Below are 15,719 nucleotides of genomic sequence, written 5' to 3' on the forward strand. Positions count from 1 at the left end.
GCCTAGTGGCAGGAAAACCGCTTGCCGTCGTTGGCCAGCCAATCGGCCAGCTCGGCGTAGGGAATCATCGTGCCAAAGGCGATCCCGACCTCGCCTTCGCCTTGCCAGCGCACGGTGAACGGGCGCGGGGGCAGGCCCGGGATCGTGATGACCGAGCAATCGGCAATCGGGTGCGCCGGATCGAGCTGGAGATGGCCGCCGCTTTGCGAGACATCGAGCAGCATCGCGTTGAACCCCTGGGACCCGTTGCTGACCCGCACCCTGCTGCGCGTGGCAAAGCGGGGAGCGCGGGGAATTTTTCCGCGCACCGCGACGGGACGATTTGCCGGTACCAGAATCGTTGCGACATCCACCGGTGCGTGAAGCTGGATTCCGGCGCGCCCGCCTTCGGTCCATACGACCGACCCGTCCAGCCTGTCACCGTTGCGCAACTCGACGGAAACCGCCTCTCCCTGCGCCAGTGTCAGTCTGAATTCGATCATCATGCCGGTGGCCGAAACATTGCGGATGCGGCAGGGCTGATCGGCGCTGCCCTGATGTTCGAGCCGGGCGATCAGCAGCGTGCTGACGCTGCGTTCGCTGCGCCGGCGCCATTCTGTGGCCAGCGGACGGACTGTCTCGTCGCTTTGCGTGGCCGACATCCTGCTCACTTCCGCTCCTGAATAGATTTGGGCTGTTGATGCCATTATAGAGCCGCTCAGGTCAGGCCGGGGCCGCATTCGTAATTGCGACGCGTTTAACTACGTCCTTGCCAAAGGCCTCGGTCGCAGCCTGCTCGACGACTGCGCGAAATCCGTCCATTCCGGGCAGCATGCCGTCGGGGCCGCTGGCGAGCGGCGTGCGATAGGTGCGCATGTTGATTGCGTGGAACAGCAGCGGAAGCCGCGCGGTGACCAACGCGGCCTTGTCCTCGGGCACTTCGAGGCTGATGTCGAAGCTCACATAGCCGCTCAGCCGTCCGTCCTCGAACACCAGCGGTGCCAGGATCTTTTCCGCCGGCACAAAGGCCGTCGGCGCGTCCTTGCCGCTTTCGTCATGGGCTCCCTCTGCCGCGGATGCCGGCGTCGGCGCCACGAACGTCACCACGGCAAATCCGGCTCCGCCGCCGACGAGGGCGCCCAGCACGAGCAGCAACAAGGGAAAGAGCAGCTTTTTCATGCGCGATCCCCGCTAGAATTTGAAACTGGTATCGCTCGGCAGGGCGGATGCCTCTCCGATGACGACGATGGTGATGCGCCGGTTTTCGGCACGGTCGGGCTGGTCGGGATAGACCGGCCTGGTCGCGCCCATCGCGACGATTTCGGAAAAACGATCGCCGGGCAATCCGCCGGCGATCAGCGCGCGGCGCGCGGAAAGCGCGCGTTCGCCCGACAGCCGCCAATTGGCATCGCTGTCGCCGCCGCCGCCATCGGTATGGCCCTCGATCGCGATCTGCCCGCCCGAAGGCGCCAGTTTTTGCGCCACCTGGGTCAGAATCGCGCGGGCATAGGGGTTCAGCTCGGCGGTGCCGCTGCGAAACATCGCCTGTCGGTCATTGTCCATCAGCGTGATCCGCAGCCCATCGCGCGAGGGCTGGATATCCACGCTGCGCTTGCCTTCCGCATCTTGCGGGATCGTATCGATCGCGACGCGCAATTCGGTCGCGAGCACGCGCTGTGCGGAATCGGGGACGTTGGCAGTGCCGCCGCGCGACGTGCCGGCCACGCCCGATTCCATTGTCGGTTCGCCTATGCTCGTGCGGTTGCTGGCTTGCGAGGAACGGCTGCGGCCGCCCTGACCGGCCTGACTGCCCACTACGTTGGTCATCGTCGTCGCAGGCGATGCGCTGGGTGAAGTCGGCGTGAAATATTCCGCCAGCCCCTTCAGTCGCGCCTTGTCCGGATTGGAGATCAGCCAGAGCAGCATGAAAAATGCCATCATCGCGGTCACGAAATCGGCATAGGCGACTTTCCAGGCGCCGCCATGATGTCCGCCGGCGACCTTCTTCACTTTCTTGACGATGATGGGCCGCTCGTTGGAAACGGCCATTTCAGCCTCCCAGTGCGCGGCGGAGGCGATCCTGTACCGCGCCGAGGCGGACATAGCCGATCGCCTCGAGCGAATCCTCGCCATCGGCGATGCGCGTCATCAGCCCGGCACATTCGTCGGCATGCTGGATCAGATAGTCGAAAGTTTGCAACTGCCCCAGGTAATTGGCGGCGAAATGCTCATCGCAGACCAGCACTTCCGCAAGCGCCTCCAGCTTTTCGCGGATCTCGATGACCTCCTTTGCAAGGACGCTGTGCAGTACCCGGGAATAGGGATCGTATCCGGGCAGCGACTGCGCGGGAACGGGCTGCGAGGGTACGGGCAGACAGGACATCAGAACAGCTCCAGTTCGCCGCGATGGGCGGCGGGTTGGGGTTTCGCGACAGGTGCGGTCTCGGCCACCTGCTGCGACACCTTGGTGCAGCGGCTGCGGCCGTCATGCGGCAGAAACTCAACCTTGCGCGCCGACGTGCCGCCGACATCGCAATGGCCGATCGTGATCGCTTCGGTTTCCATGAAGCGGCGGGCGAACGCCGCGTTGGACGAGCCGATCGATCCGAGCCCGGAAATGATGTTGGCACCGCCATAGATATGCGCGCGCAGCTGTGCCCGCGAAGCGCCTTTCCCCATCATTCCGTTGATGAGCAGTTCCATCGCATGAACGCCGTAGCGTTGCATGTCGATGGCGGACAGCGCCTGGCCTTCGCTCGGTTCGCCGAGCAGGAAGTGGTTCATGCCGCCCACTTTCGCGATCGGGTCATAGAGACAGACGGCGACACAGCTGCCGAGCAGGGTGGAGATCATCACATCCGGTTCGGAGACCACTGCGTGATCGCCCTGGATGATGGAGATACGGCGCATCCGGCAATCCTCAGGTCAGCTCGCCAAAGACGCGCTCGATCTTTTCCTTGAGCGCAGCCGGGGCAAAGGGTTTCACCACATAGTTGTTGACGCCCAGCGCCGCGGCCTTCTGCACCACTTCGCGGTCCGAAGACCCGGTCAGCATGATGAACACCGTCTTGCCGATCACGGGATCGGCGCGGACGTTCTGCAGGAACTGCAGGCCATCCATTTCGGGCATATTATAGTCGGAGATGATCAGATGGACCCGGTCGCTGCGCACCGATGCAAGTGCTTCGGGAGCACTCGCCTTGTCGCGCACGTCCTTGAAACCCAGATCCTGCAGGGCGCGTCGGATCATGGCGCGCATGCTGGTCTGGTCGTCCACCACCATCACTTTGATCTGCGATGCAGCTGGCATCAGACATCCCCTGTCAACGTATGCGTGCGGCAGGCCGCGAGGATCACCTCGGGCATGGCCGACAGGCTGAGTTCCTTTTCCACCGCCCCGATTTCCATCGCGGCGCGCGGCATTCCCCAGACGACACAGCTGTCGCGTGCCTGGGCAAGTGTGCGGGAGCCGGCCCGGCGCATTTCCAGAAGGCCGGCGGCGCCATCCGCCCCCATGCCCGTCAGGATCACGCCGACTGCGGCCCGACCCAGCGGAACGAGCGAACGGAACAGGATATCGACCGCCGGGCGATGGCCGCCCACAGGATCGCCGTCCTTCAGCTTTATCCGTCCTCTTGCATATTCCATGTGCCGTTGGCTCCCAGGAGCAATATAGACGGTTCCACGCTCCAGGCTGGTGCCATCGGTCGCTTCGACGACACGAACCGCACAATCTCCGTTCAGGCGTTCGGCAAAACTGCGCGTGAAGGTGGCGGGCATGTGCTGAACGATCAGCACCGGCGGACAATTTTCCGGCAGTGCCGGCAGCAGCGAGAACAGCGCCTCGACGCCGCCGGTCGACGAACCGATGCCGATCACCGCGTCGGACGAAGTGCCCTGACTAGGCGCTGCGGCGCGCGGCAGCGGATTGGGGCCCGCCCGCACCGCGGCACGTGCCGCCGACTTCACCTTGGCGCACAGCAATGCTGCGTCCCGGGCAATGTCTTCGGGCGTCCCGCTCGGCTTGGTCACGTAATCGACTGCGCCCAGGCGCAGCGCCTCGATCGTCACTGCCGCTCCGCGCGCGGTGAGTGTCGAGCACATCACCACCGGCATCGGTCGCAACCGCATGATCTTTTCGAGAAAGGACAGGCCGTCCATTCCCGGCATTTCGACGTCGAGCGTCAGGACGTCGGGATCGAGCGACTTGATCATTTCCCGCGCCGCAAAGGGCTCGGGCGCCATGCCGACCACTTCGATTTCCGGGTCCGCCGACAATATGCGCTTCAATGTCGCGCGCATCGAGGCGCTGTCATCGACGATCAGTGTCCGTACCGGCGCCCTCATCGCGACTCTCCCTTTTGATAAATTGTGTGTCCGCAACTGCGCATCTGTTGCGACGCGGGGCCGATCATCCGTTCCGAATGGCCGATATAGAGATAGGCTTCGGGTGCCAGCTGATCGACGAAGCGCTGCTCGAGCTCTTCCTTCGCGTCGTCGTTGAAATAGATCATGACGTTGCGGCAGAAGATCGCGTCATATTGCGCCTTGAGCGGCCATGGTTCGAACAGGTTGAGCACCCGTGCGGTGACCATCGCCCGCGCGGCATCGGCCATCACATAGCCGCCGTCCGACGGCTGCATCCATGCGTTGCGATACGCTTCCGGGATCGCCTGGACGGCGTTGTCCGGATACCAGGCGCGACGGACGGATTCGACCACCGGCGGCGAAATGTCGGTCGCCAGCAGCCGGATGTCGGCATTGCGAAGCCAGGAAGCCGCCGTTCGATCCGGGCCGAGCAGGCACATGACGATCGTATAGACTTCCTCGCCCGACGAGCATCCGGCGGACCAGATGCGGATCGGCTGGCGCCGCGCCGCTTTTTCCTGCAGCAAGGGTATCAGCGTTTCGCGCAGGTGATCGAAATGATGCGGTTCGCGAAAGAAATGCGTGTGGTTGGTCGTCAGCGCCACCACCATCTTGCCGCGTTCCTCGGCATCGCTTTCGACCAGCCGGACATATTCCGCGAACGAGGCCAGCCCATGTTGGCGAAGCCGCCGCGCCAGCCGCGACTGGACGAGCGTCACCTTCGCCTCGCTCAATGCGATGCGCGCGTCCGACTGCATGATGGCGGCAATGGCGGCGAATTCACGCGGATTGAGTTCCGCATTATGCGCCGCCGACATGACCGCTGAGCCGCCGGCGAGCGCCGCCGTGGCGCTTGCGCCGGCCGGGGTCACGCCGCCAAGTCCAGGTGCTTGGTGAGGCTCAGGGCATCGAGATCGAGGAGCAGGACCATCTGGCCTTCCTGCGACTTGGTGCCATCGGCGCCGCGTGCGGTGATCCGCACCAGCCCGGCGATCACGCTCGGTTCGCCGATTTCGACATCGGGTGCGGGCTGCACTTCCTGGCTGTTGATCGCGACGATGTCGGTCACTTCATCGACCAGGAAACCGGCCTGCTTGCCCGCGATGCTGACGACCAGGATGCACGAGCGCGGATGAATGGCGCTCGGTTCCCAGCCCAGACGCTCGGACAGGCCGACCACCGGGATCACGTTGCCGCGCAGATTGGTCACGCCCTTGATGAACGGCGGGACGTTGGGCAGCGGGGTCGGTTCCTCCCATTCGCGGATTTCGATCAGCGAGGTCATGTCGATCCCGAAGATCCGCTTGCCCAGGGTGAAGGTGACGATCTTGCGGTCGGCAACGGTGTCGTTGTTGCTCATGCTGCCATTCCTTTCGGCGAGAAACGAGTTTGCGTTGGAGAAGCGACCAGCGCTTCGATGTCGAGGATGAGGGCGATCGAGCCGTCACCCAGGATGGTTGCGCCGCCCAGACCGCGGATCGGGTGCAGGTTCTGGTCGAGGCTCTTGATCACGACTTCGCGGCGATCGTCGATCGTATCGACCACCAGGCCGACCTGTCCGGCGGTGTCGCTTTCCACGATCACCACCAGCGAGTCCTCGATCGGCCGGTCGTCGTTGAGGCCGAAAATCTCCGTCGCACGCTTGATCGGCAGATATTCGCCGCGCATGTCGATGACTTCGTTGTTCGGCGTGGTCCGCTTGACCTGACCCGGTTCGGGCTGGATCGTTTCGATGACATGGGCCAGCGGCAGCACGAAGCGCTGACCGGCAAGCCGCACGATCATCCCGTCGAGGATCGCCAGCGTCAGCGGCAGGATCATGGTGAAGGTCGTGCCTTCGCCCGGAACCGACGCGATTTCGACGCGTCCGCCCAGCGCTTCGACATTCGACCGGACCACATCCATGCCGACGCCGCGGCCCGAGATGTTGGAGATCGTGTCCGCAGTCGAGAAGCCCGGCGCGCAGATCAGCTGATCGATTTCCTCGTTCGAAAGCTGCGCGTCGGCGGGGACGATGCCCTTTTCGACAGCCTTGGCGAACACCTTCTCGCGATTGATGCCGCGGCCGTCATCCTTGACCCGCACAAAGATGCGCGCGCCCTTTTGTTCGGCCGAAAGGCGGATCGTGCCGTCGGGCGATTTGCCCGCTGCGATACGTTCCTCGGCGCTTTCGATGCCATGGTCCGCTGCGTTGCGGATCATGTGCGTCAGCGGGTCGCCGATCTTCTCGATAACGCCCTTGTCGACTTCGGTCGTGTCGCCGATCGTTTCCAGATTGATGTTCTTGCCGGTTTCCGCGCCCAGATCGCGCAGCATGCGCGGGACGCGGCTGAACGCCTGCCGGATCGGCTGGGCGCGCAGCGACATGACATTGTCCTGGATCTGGCGTGTCAGGCGCGCCAGCTCAGGCAGCTCGACGCGCTGCTGATCGGCGGACGACAGGCGATCGGACAGGATCGAGTTGCGGATCACCAGTTCGCCGACAAGGTTGAGCAGCATGTCGAGCTTGGCCAGATCGACACGGATGGTCTGCGACACGGCTTCCGACGGCTTGTCGGGGTATTTGGTGCCGACATCCCTGGGCGCATCGGTGCCGGGTGACGGCGAAGCGACCGCAGTCACTTCGGCAATCGACTGGACCACCGACAGCATCTGGTCGAGATCGCCGGCCGGATCGACCTGGGCACGCACGTCGGGCAGTTCCGGCGCCGCAGCCATTGCGACCGCGCCTTCCTCCCGCGTGATTTCGACCACTGCTTCGGGCGAGACGAAATCGAAGCAATCGCGGATCGCGGATTCCTCGACCGTTCCCGGCACGCGCAGCGTCCAGCCGAAATAGGCGGATTCGGTATCCAGATCGCGCAGCCCGGGCATATCGCCCAGATCCACGGCGATGATCTCGCCGCCCAGTGTTTCGACTTCGCGCACGACGAGCAACGGTTCGCCGGCATTTGCCAGATCGCCATTGCCCGGCACGAACCGGACCAGCCAGTCGGCAGGGCCGCCCTTGTCGCCGTCCAGCTGGGCGATATCGACCGTCACCGGTTCGAAACCGAACGGGTCGGCGTCCTCGGCGGACGGTTCGGACGCTTTGGCAGCATCCGGGGCAGGGGCCTGCGCCGAAGGCGCAGGCGCAAGGCCCTCATCCTCGTCGCTCAGGCCGCCGGCGACCAATATGCCGTCCAGGCGCGCGATCATATCGGCGTCCTCGGGGACGTCGGCCTGGCCGGTCGCTGCCGAGACATGATCCGACAGGGTGTCGAACGCGATCAGCATGACCTTTACCAGCGGCAGGGTCGGTTCGATCTTGCCGCCGCGAACCGCGTCGAGCAGGTTTTCGAAGCTGTGCGCAAAATGCGTCAGCGCGACATGGCCGAAGGCTCCGGCGCCGCCCTTGATCGAATGGACCGCACGGAACACGCTGGCGATGGTATCCGCCGAGGTGTCGCCATTCTGCATGGCCGACAGTCCCTCTTCGGCGACCGTCAGGCCTTCCGTGCACTCTTCGAAGAAGATCGCCTGGATTTCGTCGAGTTCATCGCTCACGGGCACACGCGGCGGATCGCCGCCCCCAGTTTCTCGGCCTCGAAAGGCTTGGTGATCCAGCCGGTGGCGCCGGCATTGCGCGCGCGGGTCTTTTTCTCGTCCGAAAATTCGGTCGAGAGGACCAGGATCGGCGTGCCCTTGAAACCGCCTTCGGCGCGGACCGCTTCGATCAGCTCGAAACCGTCCATCTTCGGCATGTTGATGTCGGTGATCAGCAGGTCGGGCTTCACTTCGTGCATGCGCTCGAGGCCGTGTTCGCCGTCATTTGCGCTTTCGATGCGATAACCCTGCGCGGTCAGCGACGCCTTTAGCAGCATGCGCATGCTCGCCGAGTCATCGACAGTAAGGATCAACTTGCTCACAGACTTTCTCCGGACTGAATACCGATGGCGTCGGCCAGACGGCAGCGCGTGACGCGGTCGACGAATGCGGGGCTGGGGTTGTTGATGGAAAATGCATGGCCCGACCGCTCCGCGTCCTGGCGGGCGGCGACCAGCAGCTGAAGCACGGCCTGGCCGACGCTTTCGACATCGCTGGCGTCGATCGCCACCTGACCATCGAGATCGGTCGCGAGCACCATGCGGACCTTCAGGTCTTCGGCGGTGACGGTAGTGGCGTGCGCCGGCAACCGCATCGTGCGGTCGTCGGGGGAAACGGCGGCATTTTCGATACCGTCCGCGGCCTGGGCGACGGGTTCGGCGCCTTCGGTCGCGGCGGCCTCGGCCGCTTCGGGTGCGGGTGTGGCGTCCACGCCTTCGGCAGCGACCGGATCGCCATCGACAGGCAGGATGTCCTCGAGATCGACCAACTGGGGTACGAACTCAGGCGGCTGCTGGGGAGAGTCCATTTTTCGCCTCGTCGAGTGCAGTTTCGAGTTGCTGGAAAGTCGGCGCATAGGCGCTGGGCGTCATGCGTCGGGCTATTTCGATCGCGACCTGCACCGGCACATCCTGTGCATAGGCGACGATCGCGGTCTTCACGATCGAGAAGGGCTTGCTGTCCTCCTCGATGGTCTCGTTGAGCTTGGCGGCGAGCGGGCCGACCACGCAGTAGCTGAGCAGCACGCCCAGGAAGGTACCGACCAGCGCGCCGCCGATCATCGCACCCAGGATCTCGGTCGGCTGGTCGATCGAACCCATCGTCTTGATGACGCCCAGCACCGCCGCCACGATACCGATCGCGGGCAGGCCGTCGGCCATGAGCTGCAGCGCGTGCTGGGGCCCCAGCTCTTCGTGATGGTGCTTTTCGATATCGGCTTCCATCGCCGCTTCGATCTGATGCGGGTCTTCGAAATTGACCGTCATCATCCGCAGATAATCGGCGATGAACTCGACCAGATGGTGATCCTTCACGATCCGGGGAAAGGCACTGAACAGATTGCTTTCGTGCGGGTTGTCCAGATGCGGTTCGATCGCGGTGGCGCCGCCTTTCTTGAAAGTCGAAAGCAGCTGGAACAACAGCGTCAGCAGATCGGCATAGTCGGTCTTCTTCCAGCGCGAGCCCTTGAACGCACGCAGCAGGCCGGCAACCGCCTTTTTCACCGTGGCCATCGAATTGCCGACGATGAAGGCGCCGATCGCGGCGCCGCCGATCGCCATCAGCTCATGCGGCAGGGCGTGGGTGATGATGTCCATCTTCCCGCCAGCCATCATGAAGCTGCCGAAGACACAGCCCAGAATGATTATGAAACCGACTGCGTTTAACATGACTTAGGTGCTTCGTTTCCCTGGATACGATAGAATTATAGGAAGAATTGAGGGGGCGGGGCGGGACGCGAAAACAAAAGCATGTTCCGCGCCCCGAAATGTTCAGGCCGCAGCCCTGCCGCCGATCCGCGAAGCCTCGCGATCCTGGCAATCGATGACCGCCAGATAGTTGCGCAACCGGTTGAGCTCGAGCGTCGCGATCAGGTTGTTGTCGTGCCAGGGATGGACCAGCGCGGCGATGTCGGCCGCCCAGGGCGCCGTGGCGTCGAACAGGATGCCGAGCCCCAGCACCGCCGGGACATGGGCCCAGGCGAGCGAGCGATCGGCCGAGCGCGCTTCGTCCAGAAAATCCTCGACGGCGGTCAGCACGCCGTTGCGCGGACCGCCGGCGCGATTGGCAAAGGCGAACTGGCCCGCGCCGCGAAAGCCCCGGCCGATGCGGATGCCCGGATCGTCCAGCGTCACGCCGCCGTCCCAGCTGTGCGGATGCACCCATTCGGGCGGCAGCGTATCGGGTGCATAATACATGTCGCGTCGGGCGCAGGGCCAGCTGACATCGTGCAGAAAGGCGAGCAGCGGTTTGCCGTCGCGGCGCGCCAGTTCGTCGGCGATGCGCAGTTCGCCCAGCACGGTATAGTAATTGTGATCGCCGTCGATCACCCATGCATCGATATCGTGCAGCCCCGGCATTGCGCGGTGGCTGGTGTCGGCGAGATGCGTGACACAATCCGACGATGCGGCCCATTCGGCAAAGCCGGGCTTGGGCGCAGGATCGATGCTGGTCAGCGACCCTTCATGCTGCGCAGCATGATTTGCGAGCAGTTGCGACATGCCGCCGAATTCGGCGCCGATCTCTGCAATATGACGTGCTTCGGCGGCATTCAGGCAGCCCAGGATCAGGTCGCTGAATTCCGACATCGAATGGATGAGAAGGTTGGTCATGCGGCTACTCCGCTAAGCTGCGATCGGGAACTTGCCTGCGCTGCGGGCGGGCTTGCGCTTGCCTGTTCGCTGCCGCGCTCGGCGATCGGACGAAACACCAGCGCGAGCATCATCGGACGAGCGTCCTTTCGCGGCGGCGGCGGGACCGTCATGAACGAAAAGCCGTCGTCGCAGCGGAACAGGTGCGGCGCGACCTGGTCCATGCCGTGCAGGCCGGGCAGCGCTTCCTCTTCGTCGAATCCGGGACGTTGCTTGTCGCTCATGAAACGCTCGACCGGCATGAAGATCGCGCTGTCGATCTGGACATATTCGAACAGCGCGCCGAACTGGACACCGACCGTGAAACGGCAATCGCCCACCGGGATCGGCGCGACATAATAGCCGTCATGCGTGGCGGTCGCGGTCACCTTGCCGGTTGTCGATTGCGTGCCGTCGGAAACGATGACGGGCAGGGCGATGCTGCGGTCGGCGAAATCGGCATTTTTGAGCTTCAGCCCGAAGCGGCGATGCGCCAGCAGCGAGAGTTTGAGCGCGAGCCCTTCGCCCTGCAGCTCGGCAGGCAGATACATGCGCGAAGCACCCTTCATGTAGAAGAGCCCCCGCTGACGCAGGCCGTGGGACGCGACTGCGCGGTCGAACAGCGAAACCGTCTGGTCGGTGCCCAGATTGACGTCATGCTCGAACTCGCCGAGCACTTCGAGCTCGGGCGCCAGCGGCAGGAACATCAACCGCATCAGCGCGGCGGCCGCGGCCTGGTGCCACATCACCGTGGTCGCGTGCGGACTGGTGCGCAGCACGTCGCGATCCAGCGCCTCTGCAAAGCGCAGACAACCGGCCTGAACCCGCTCGCGCACTTCGCTCTGGCGTGCCTTGATACTCGATCCCCGACGCACGGGCGTGCCGTCTTCGCCATAATCGACCACCGAACCCTGCGCGGCAGTGCTCAGCTGTTCGATCACGGCGACATTGGCACACATCGCTTCCAGCGTGTTGCCGTCATAATCGGCGGCATCGATGAAGCCGCGCTTGTCGAATCCGGTGCGGCATTGTTCGCGCAGCAGCAGGTAGCGGCCCGCGACATGTACGCCCAGCGACTCCTGCAACAGCGCATCGACTTCGTTCTGCGCGCTGCCATTATAGCCCAGGTCGACCAGCATCAGCGTGTCGCCCTTTTCCGGCTGCGCGGCGGCGCGGACATGGTGTACCAGCCGCTGCGCGAATGCGCGGCTCTTGCGCGTGATGACGCGCGTCCAGCGTGGGCCGCGAACGGCCTTCAGAAATGCTGCGCCCGACTGCATGTCGGATGTTTCGCGCGCCAGCGTCGCGATCTCGGCCGGGGTCAGCAACAGCTGCTTTGCGATCGTCGGCATGTCGGTGCCGCCTTCGGCCTCCAGAAAGCGGGCGATGCTTTCCGGAGTGCGCAGATTGGCCGCAGTGGCAGTGTAGCGGCTGATTTCGATCGCATGGGCGGGGGCAGGGTTGCCTGCTGCCGCGTGCATGCGCATCGGCAAATGCCCGTCGCGCATCAAGAAAAGATAATGGACGCGGCCGCCACGTTCGGCTTCGATCGCTGCGGCTTCATCGGCAAGCCAGCGTGCAAAACTGTGAAACACCGGCCCCAGCGTAGCGAAACCGAAACGTTCGGCGCTGTCGGCGATTTGCGGTTCGATGGCGGCAATCGTCGCGCGGTGCGGCTGCGGCGTACCGGCAGAGCCCGCGACTTCGGCATGGAGCATCGCGCCGGCAGCGGCTTCGAGACGCAGGCGCTGGGCACTCGCGTCGCTGAATTGTCGAAGGTGCAGCGTCTGCACGCCAAAGGGCTTTACGCCGTCGACATCGGCCTTGGCATTGTCGCCGATGTGCAGGATTTCCGCCGGCTTCACGTCGACTTGTTTCAGCACGTCGCGAAACAGCCCTTCGGATTTGGAAAGGCCCAGTACCGAGGAGCAGAAGATCCGGTCGATCAGCGCCGCGATCTCCTCGCCCGCAGCCGCCGCGATCAAACCGCGAAGCTGGTCGGCGTCGAGATAGGTGTCGCTGACGATGATGGTGGGAATGCCGCGCCGCTTCGCTTCCTGAATCAGCCGGACAGTGGGCGCGAAGGCGAAACAATGCCGTGCTTCGGCATCCAGTTCCTGCTGCACGGCGGCAATGCGGTCCTGCTTGCGCGCATTGGGCAGCAGCTCGGCATAGATTTCGGCAATCGCAACTTCGTTGCGTCCACGGCGGATTTTCGATGCGTCGCGGGCGCGGTGCTCGGCCCAGCAGCGCTGAAGCTTCGAAGTATCGGCAAAGGCTTCGAACAGATCGGTCGGCGCGTGCGTATCGCGCCACAACAGCGTGTCGAAACAGTCGAGCGAAAGCAGCTTGATGTCGTCGCGCCCGTCGAGCGCGTGCGGCATCGCATGCGGCAGGATAAATTCGGACATGGTTCCTCACGGAAAGCGCGCGCCCTGATGCACGCCTATTTCTTATAGGATGAGTTCAGCCTTTGCGTCGGAACCGTCTAAAATGGTGAGGTCACCGAAGGAGTATTCGATGTCCGTCAATGCTTACCAGGCGGCCCGGAGCCGGGCCGAAACTCCCCGCGCGGCCGAACAGCGCCTGATCGGCGAAATCATCGGCGACATGATGATTGCGCGCGACGCCGGACTGACCGGCGCGGCGCTCATGACGCCGCTGCATCGCAATCGTGAAATGTGGTCGGCCTTCGCCACCGATTGCGGTGCGCAGGGCAATGGCCTTCCCGATGCGCTGCGTGCGCAGATCGTGTCGCTTTCCTTGTGGGTCGATCGCTTCACCAGCGAAGTGATGGCCGGCCGCGAAAGCATCGATGATCTCATCGAAATCAATCGCACGGTTCTCGATGGCTTGCGGGGAACCCAGTCGCTCGCTGCCTGATCGGCCAGCATCCTGCGAAATGAAAGGGAGCGTACCGATGCCGGTACGCTCCCTTTTTTATGTCCGGAGCGGTGCCATCCCCATCGCGCCACAAGCGTGACGCGCAATTGACGCATTCGCACTGCACAAGCGCGCCAGGGCTGGCGGGCTCCCTTTCGGACAGCACAGAGCCCGCCGGCTCCGGAATCAAAAGAGGCCCGGAAGCAATCGCCTCCGGGCCTCGATCGTTGCGGTGTTTATCCGTTCAGAAGGACGTCCAGTCCTCCCCTCCATCGGCGCTCGGCGCGGGGCCGGGCAGTGCCTTGACCGGAGAGCGATATTCGCCCGACGTCTTTGCCGTGGCGGCAGCGGTTCTGGCCGGCGCGGTCGCTTTGTTTTCGACTGCCTTGACGCTGGCATTTGCCGGAGCCGGCTTGGTCGAGCGTGTGGCCGCGGCAACCGACAATGCCGACACATGCGTGTTGCCGACCCGGAATTTCGCGGCGCGCTCGGCGAGTGCAACCACTTCGCTCGACAGGTTGCGGGCGGCTGCCGAGGTTTCCTCGACCATGGCCGCATTCTGCTGAGTCGTCTGATCCATCGTTCCGATGGCGGCGCTCACCTGAGTGATGGCGGTCGACTGCGCCTGGTTGTCGGTGGCGATATTGCCCAGCAGCGCATGGACTTCGCTGACGTCGCCAGAGATGTTCTGGAGCGCGCCATCGACCTTCTGCACCATGTCCACTGCGGCGACGATATCGGTCTGCGTCACGGTCAGCTGATCGCGGGCGCGCTTCGATTCCTCTTCGGCGCGCATCGCGAGTGCGGAAACCAGATCGGCGACCACCGCAAAACCGCGACCGGCTTCGCCGGCGCGGCCAGCTTCGACGGCAGCGTTCATGGCGAGGACTCGCGTCTGGAACGCGATCTTGTCGAGCCCTTCGATCACGCTGTCGATGCCCTTGGCGCTTTCCGATACGCGGCCCATTGCCTGAACCGCTTCGTCCGCGACATTGCGACCGCCGGTGACGGTGGCGATGGCGCCATCGGCGCGTTCGACGGTGCGCTGCGCAGCGGCGGCCGTCGCTCTGAGGCGATCGTCCATCTGCGTGACGGCAGCGGAGGTTTCCTCCAGGCTGGCGGCATTGCCTTCGGTACGGCGCGCCAGATCCTCGGATGCAGCCGCGATTTCCTGCGAGCCGGTGCGGATGGTGGTGGTCGATTCCATCACCGAGCCGATCAGGTCGCGCAGTGCGTTGGTCGCGTCGTTGAAGTTCGCGCGCACTTCGGCATAGGCCGGCGGGAATTCAGGCACGATGGTGACGGTCAGGTCGCCCTGCGACAGCGCGTGCAGCGATTCGCCGAGCGTTTCGACGACTCGCTTCTGCTCGGCCTCAGCCTGTGCCTTCTCGGCGGCGGCAGTGGCCTGCGTCCGCGCATTGTCGCGGAATACGACCACTGCGCGCGCCATGTCGCCGATTTCGTCGCCGCGCTGATTGCCCTGGATTTCGATCGAGGTGTCGCCTTCGGCCAGACGGCCCATGCGTTCGGTCATCGCCACCAGGGGTCCGGTGATCTGCTTGCGGATCAACAGATAGATCATGCCGACGATCGACAGCAGGCCGATCGCGGATACGACGATCAGCGTCCAGATCGTGGCATTGGCATCTTCGCCCAGCGCCACCGAGCTCGCTACCGCGCGTTCGTGCACTGAGTCTGCGATCGCGTTGGCGGCGGCGTCTGCCGCTTCGAACGGCTCTTTCGAATCATGCTGCAGCACGTCTTCGGCATCGCCCAGGCGGTCCTGGTACCACAGCGGCGGGATCTTCGCCGTCTGCTTCTGATATTCCTCCAGCGCGCTGCGCAGTTCGACGAACTTTGCGCGCTGATCTTCTGCCATCAGCTTTTCGAGCGAGGCGACCGATTCATCGATCCTGGCGAAGGTGGTCTTGACGTCGCCGACCAGCGTTTCGAAGTCCGCCCGGTCATGTTCGATCACCGACATCAGCCAGAGCCGCTCGGCGCGATTTTGCGAGGTGGTGATGACACCCGCCAGGCGGATCGCTTCGGCGTCGCGGTCCGACAGCGTCAGTGCCTCTTTGGCGGTAGCGTTCAGCGATACCGCGCCCAGCCCGGCCACAAAAACGGAAAGCAGCGCCAGCAGCGAGATACCGAGAAGGATCTTCGCCGAAATGCGCAAATTGGAAAAGAATGCGAGCATGTTTGGCTCCGGCTTGTTTGGATTGATCAACGAAATGAAGGAATCAGCCGCATTATAGGATATTTGCGCGCTGACTG

At 63.9% G+C, this 15,719-nt stretch carries 17 protein-coding genes; 1 reads left to right on the plus strand and 16 read right to left on the minus strand.

Annotation, left to right across the window (positions count from 1 at the left end):
- Positions 1-2 precede the first annotated feature (2 nt).
- From DKB74_RS01885 to DKB74_RS01955, 15 genes are all read right to left on the minus strand, one after another.
- Positions 3-641, minus strand: a complete 639-nt coding sequence (locus DKB74_RS01885; RefSeq protein ID WP_239987386.1) for a PilZ domain-containing protein — start codon at positions 639-641, stop codon at positions 3-5.
- 61 nt (positions 642-702) lie between these two features.
- Positions 703-1,158 carry a hypothetical protein gene (locus DKB74_RS01890; RefSeq protein WP_109806408.1) on the minus strand — a complete coding sequence of 152 codons (456 nt, stop codon included), beginning with the start codon at positions 1,156-1,158 and terminating at the stop codon, positions 703-705.
- A 12-nt stretch (positions 1,159-1,170) separates the two neighbouring features.
- Entirely contained in the window at positions 1,171-2,028 is an 858-nt protein-coding gene (locus DKB74_RS01895; protein ID WP_109806409.1) for a flagellar motor protein MotB, read from the minus strand.
- A gap of 1 nt (position 2,029) precedes the next feature.
- Positions 2,030-2,362: a hypothetical protein gene (locus DKB74_RS01900; RefSeq protein ID WP_109806410.1), complete on the minus strand. Its 333-nt coding sequence runs from the start codon at positions 2,360-2,362 to the stop codon at positions 2,030-2,032.
- Positions 2,362-2,889, minus strand: coding sequence for a chemotaxis protein CheD (locus tag DKB74_RS01905; protein WP_109806411.1), 528 nt, complete (start codon positions 2,887-2,889; stop codon positions 2,362-2,364). The genes DKB74_RS01900 and DKB74_RS01905 overlap by 1 nt, the downstream gene beginning before the upstream one ends.
- A gap of 10 nt (positions 2,890-2,899) precedes the next feature.
- On the minus strand, positions 2,900-3,289 hold the full coding sequence (locus DKB74_RS01910) for a response regulator (protein ID WP_193504338.1): 390 nt from the start codon (positions 3,287-3,289) through the stop codon (positions 2,900-2,902).
- Positions 3,289-4,326, minus strand: a complete 1,038-nt coding sequence (locus DKB74_RS01915; protein WP_109806412.1) for a protein-glutamate methylesterase/protein-glutamine glutaminase — start codon at positions 4,324-4,326, stop codon at positions 3,289-3,291. Before DKB74_RS01915 ends, DKB74_RS01910 begins: the two co-directional genes overlap by 1 nt.
- Positions 4,323-5,165: a CheR family methyltransferase gene (locus DKB74_RS01920; protein WP_109807059.1), complete on the minus strand. Its 843-nt coding sequence runs from the start codon at positions 5,163-5,165 to the stop codon at positions 4,323-4,325. The genes DKB74_RS01915 and DKB74_RS01920 overlap by 4 nt, the downstream gene beginning before the upstream one ends.
- A gap of 50 nt (positions 5,166-5,215) precedes the next feature.
- Positions 5,216-5,707 carry a chemotaxis protein CheW gene (locus DKB74_RS01925; protein ID WP_109806413.1) on the minus strand — a complete coding sequence of 164 codons (492 nt, stop codon included), beginning with the start codon at positions 5,705-5,707 and terminating at the stop codon, positions 5,216-5,218.
- Positions 5,704-7,893, minus strand: a complete 2,190-nt coding sequence (locus DKB74_RS01930) for a chemotaxis protein CheA (protein WP_109806414.1) — start codon at positions 7,891-7,893, stop codon at positions 5,704-5,706. The genes DKB74_RS01925 and DKB74_RS01930 overlap by 4 nt, the downstream gene beginning before the upstream one ends.
- On the minus strand, positions 7,890-8,255 hold the full coding sequence (locus DKB74_RS01935; RefSeq protein ID WP_109806415.1) for a response regulator: 366 nt from the start codon (positions 8,253-8,255) through the stop codon (positions 7,890-7,892). The genes DKB74_RS01930 and DKB74_RS01935 overlap by 4 nt, the downstream gene beginning before the upstream one ends.
- Positions 8,252-8,740 (minus strand): STAS domain-containing protein, encoded by a 489-nt coding sequence (locus DKB74_RS19090; protein WP_338062877.1) that lies wholly within the window; start codon positions 8,738-8,740, stop codon positions 8,252-8,254. The genes DKB74_RS01935 and DKB74_RS19090 overlap by 4 nt, the downstream gene beginning before the upstream one ends.
- Positions 8,715-9,599: a flagellar motor stator protein MotA gene (motA, locus tag DKB74_RS01945; RefSeq protein WP_109806416.1), complete on the minus strand. Its 885-nt coding sequence runs from the start codon at positions 9,597-9,599 to the stop codon at positions 8,715-8,717. The genes DKB74_RS19090 and motA overlap by 26 nt, the downstream gene beginning before the upstream one ends.
- Before the next feature lie 102 nt (positions 9,600-9,701).
- Positions 9,702-10,541: a class I SAM-dependent methyltransferase gene (locus tag DKB74_RS01950; protein WP_109806417.1), complete on the minus strand. Its 840-nt coding sequence runs from the start codon at positions 10,539-10,541 to the stop codon at positions 9,702-9,704.
- On the minus strand, positions 10,538-12,970 hold the full coding sequence (locus DKB74_RS01955; RefSeq protein ID WP_109806418.1) for an HAD family hydrolase: 2,433 nt from the start codon (positions 12,968-12,970) through the stop codon (positions 10,538-10,540). The genes DKB74_RS01950 and DKB74_RS01955 overlap by 4 nt, the downstream gene beginning before the upstream one ends.
- Positions 12,971-13,079: 109 nt before the next feature.
- Between DKB74_RS01955 and flaF the strand changes: the two genes are divergently transcribed.
- Entirely contained in the window at positions 13,080-13,442 is a 363-nt protein-coding gene (gene flaF / locus DKB74_RS01960) for a flagellar biosynthesis regulator FlaF (RefSeq protein ID WP_109806419.1), read from the plus strand.
- Positions 13,443-13,686: 244 nt separating this feature from the next.
- On the opposite strand, the gene DKB74_RS01965 is transcribed toward flaF, so the two are convergent.
- Positions 13,687-15,642, minus strand: coding sequence for a methyl-accepting chemotaxis protein (locus tag DKB74_RS01965; RefSeq protein WP_109806420.1), 1,956 nt, complete (start codon positions 15,640-15,642; stop codon positions 13,687-13,689).
- Between the last annotated feature and the right edge of the window lie 77 nt (positions 15,643-15,719).

The sequence above is a fragment of the Stakelama portus genome (genome assembly GCF_003171655.1).
Classification (GTDB): Bacteria; Pseudomonadota; Alphaproteobacteria; order Sphingomonadales; family Sphingomonadaceae; genus Sphingomonas; species Sphingomonas portus.